Genomic DNA, 4,053 nt, shown 5'->3' on the forward strand with positions numbered 1-4,053 from the left:
GTCGGTGGCTGCGGGCTCGGTTGCCGCGGGAGCTTCGAGGATGACGTGGGCGTTCGTGCCGCTGACACCGAACGACGACACCCCCGCCCGCCGCGCACGACCGCTCTCCGGCCACGGGATCGGCTCGGTCAGCAGCCGCACGTCACCCTGCGTCCAGTCGATCTGAGTCGACGGCCGGTCGACATGCAGGGTCCTGGGCAGCAGCCCGTGACGCAACGCCATGACCATCTTGATCACACCACCGACACCCGCAGCAGCCTGCGCATGACCGATGTTCGACTTCAAAGACCCCAACCACAACGGCCGGTCACCGGGCCGGTCCTGACCGTACGTGGCCAGCAGCGCCTGCGCCTCGATCGGATCACCGAGCCTGGTGCCCGTACCGTGGGCCTCCACCGCATCCACATCCGCGGGCGACAGACCCGCAGCAGCCAGCGCCTGACGGATCACCCGCTGCTGGGACGGACCGTTCGGCGCGGTCAGACCATTCGACGCACCGTCCTGGTTCACCGCACTCGACCGCATCACCGCAAGAATCTGGTGGCCGTTGCGCACGGCGTCGGACTGACGCTCCATCACCAGCACGCCGACACCCTCGGACCAACCCGTCCCGTCAGCCCCATCCGCGAACGACCGGCACCGGCCGTCCGGGGACAGACCACCCTGCGCGGTGAAGCCCACGAAGGCATCCGCAGTGGCCATCACGGTGACACCACCGGCCAACGCCAGCGAGCACTCCCCCGCCCGCAGCGCCTGCGCAGCCAGATGCATCGCCACCAACGACGACGAGCACGCCGTGTCCACACTGACCGCGGGACCCTCCAGGCCCAGCGTGTACGCCACCCGACCCGAGATCACACTGGCCGCGCCACCCGTGATCTGGTGACCCTGCAACTGCTCCCCACCACGCGCGACAAGATCGGCATACCCCGAGGAGTAGACACCGGCGAACACACCGGTCGAACTGCCCGCCAAGGACAACGGATCGATTCCCGCCCGTTCCAACGCCTCCCACGACACCTCCAGCAACAAACGCTGCTGAGGATCGGTGGCACTCGCCTCACGCGGCGAGATACGGAAGAACGCCGCATCGAAATCAGCGACACCGTCGACAAAACCACCCTGACCGGTCGCCGAGGACCCGGAACCGATGCCCCCGGATCCCAGCAGCGCATCCAGATCCCAGCCACGGTCAACCGGGAACGACGTGATCCCGTCCGCCCCGGCCGTCACCAGGTCCCACAACCCGTCCGGACCCGTGACACCACCCGGATAACGGCAAGCCATCCCGACCAGGACGATCGGATCGTCGGCCACCGGAACCGGCGGCAGCACCGCCGGGACCACGGCGGAGGCGATCTCGCCGGCCAGGAAGCCGGCCAGCCGGGTGACGGTCGGGTAGTCGAAGACCACGCTCGACGGCAGCGCCCGTCCCGTCCTGGACTGCAGCAGGTTGCGCAGTTCGACCGCGGTCAGCGAGTCGAAGCCGAGCTCCTTGAACGGCTGCCCGGTGTTGATCCGCGTGCCGGAGGCGTGCCCCAGCACGGTCGCGGCCGCGTCACCGACCAGCTCGACCAGCAGGGCCCGGGCCTGGTCGCCGGAGCGGCCCGCGAGCCGTTCCAGCAGCCCGTCGCGGCTGGCGCCACTGTTGTCCGCGGTGCGTCGCACGGTGCCGCCCACCAGGGTGCGCCACAGCGGTGGCACCTCGCCCTGCGCTCGCATCGCCTGGGGGTTGAAGCGGGTCAGCGCCAGCAGGGGACGATCGCTGCACAGTGCCCGGTCGAAGAGGGCGAGCCCCTGGTCCACCGCGAGCAGCGGCATGGCGGAGCGGGCGATCCGCCGGAGGTCGGCACCGGACAGGCCGCCGGTGAGGCCGAGCTCGTCTGTCCAAGGGCCCCACGCCAGGGCGAGCCCGGGCAGACCGTCGTTGCGGCGGAGTTGCATCAGCGCGTCGAGGAAGGCGTTTCCGGCGGCGTAGTTGCCCTGCCCGCCGCTGCCGATGAGTCCCGCGACGGAGGAGAACACCACGAACAGGGAGAGGTCGAGTTCCCGGGTCAGCTCGTGCAGGTGCCAGGCGGCATCCACCTTCGGGGCCAGGACCCGGTTGAGCTGCTCCCGTGTCAGGGTGCCGATGACACCGTCGTCGAGGATGCCCGCAGTGTGGACCACGCCGCTGATCGTGTGGGCAGCCAGCACGTCCGCCAGGGCCGCCCGATCGGTAACGTCGCAGGCCACGACTTTCACCGTGGCGCCGTGCTCTTCCAGGTCGGCCACCAGGGCGGCGGCCCCCGGCGCGTCCGGGCCACGCCGGCTCAGCAGCACCAGGTCGCGGACGCCGTACGCGACGACGAGGTGCCGTGCGAACAGCCCGCCCAGGCCGCCGGTGCCGCCGGTGACCAGAACCGTCCCGGTCACCTCGGGAGCCGGCGAGGACTCCGCGGTGGCACGGGCCAGGCGGGCGGCGCGCCAGGTTCCGTCGCGTACGACCAGTTGCGGCTCGCCGGCGACAAGGACGCGGCCCAGCAGCGCGCCGTCGACCTCGGCGTCGGTGTCCAGCAGCACGATCCGGCCCGGGTTCTCGGACTGCGCCGAGCGCACCAGCCCCCACACGGCCGCCGCGGCCACGTCGGTCACCACGGGCGCCACCGCGCCCTGTGTGACTACGACCAGCGGGGTCGTGCCCTCGTTCAGCTGATGCTGCAGCTGTTCCAGCATCCAGCCGGTCAGCTCATGGACCGATCCCGGAACCGCTTCCCGATCACCGGAAACGCTGAGCACGACCGCTTGCGGTGTACCCGACTGCCGCGTGAAACCGCGCGGGCCGACCGCTGTCCACTCGTCGATCGGGGCGGCCGACGGGACGGGAACATCGATCCATTCCCACGTCAGCAGCGCCGCGTCGCCCGTACCGATGGCTGGTGTTTCGGCCGTGAGCGGCCGCATCGCGACCGATCCGATCGCCAGGACCGGTGCTCCTGTGCCGTCGGCAGCCTCCACCGCCGCCTCGGTGGGCGCGGTGCGGGTGAGTACGACACGCAGCCGTTCGGCGCCGGAGGCATGCAGGACCACGTCGGTGAACTCGGACGGCACCCCGTCGAAGGCGGCGGCCCGCAGCGCGGCGTCGAGCAGGGCCGGGTGGAGGCCGAACGCCTCCGTACCGGCCGAGCCGGGCACCTCGACCTCGGCGAAGATCTGGTCGCCCAACTGCCAGGCGCGGACCAGGCCGGGCCGGGAATCCACGTCCAGCTCTGTCGCGCCCGGCGCCGGCCAGTCGTCCCCCCACGCCCCTGTTTCCCGTACGCCGTCGGCGCTCAGCACGCCGGAAACGAGTCGAGTCCAATCGTCCTGACCGTCAGGCCGGGCATACACCGTGACCGTCCTGCGCGACGTGCCGGACCCGGGCGCGCCGACGACGACCTGCAGCTGCACACCGCCCTGGGCCGGCAGCACCAGCGGTGCCTCCACGACCAGTTCGTCGATCCGGTCGGAGCCCACACTGTCGCCGGCGCGCAGTGCCAGCTCGACCCAGCCCGTGGCAGGGAAGACGGCCACGTCCTCACCGGCGGAACCGGCCAGCCACGGGTGGGTCCGCAGCGACAGGCGGCTGGTGAACACCACGCCACCGGTCTCCGGCAGCGTCAGCATCGCACCCAGCAGCGGGTGCTCCGCGGCGCTGAGGCCGGCCGCGGTCACGTCGGCGGGCACGGCGGAGGGGTCGGGCCAGAAGCGCTGATGCCGGAAGGCGTACGTCGGGAGGGCGACCCGCTTGGCACCGCGGCCGGCGAACACCGGGGACCAGTCCACCGCGATGCCGTACGCGAAGGCCTGCGTCACGGCCGACATGACTTGCCGGAGATTGCCCTCACCCCGGCGCAGCGTGCCCACCACCGGGACGGTGTCCTGGATGACGGGCAGCAGCACCGGATGCGGGCTGACTTCCACCACGACGTCCGCGCTCGCGGTTGTCAGTGCCTGTTCGAACAGCACCGTGTTCCGCAGGTTCCGGAACCAGTACCCGGCGTCCCAGCCCGCGGTGTCCATCAGCTCACCGGT

Annotated in this window: 1 protein-coding gene; it reads right to left on the reverse strand. The window is 71.4% G+C overall.

Annotation, left to right across the window (positions count from 1 at the left end; all coding sequences use genetic code 11):
- A partial coding sequence (locus tag ACIRR9_RS55860; RefSeq protein WP_403769774.1) for a type I polyketide synthase occupies positions 1 to 4,041 on the reverse strand: 4,041 nt, incomplete at its 3' end.
- Positions 4,042 to 4,053 lie beyond the last annotated feature (12 nt).

Origin of the sequence: Streptomyces sp. NPDC101234 (assembly GCF_044767525.1) — a bacterium.
Taxonomy (GTDB): Bacteria; Actinomycetota; Actinomycetes; order Streptomycetales; family Streptomycetaceae; genus Streptomyces; species Streptomyces sasae.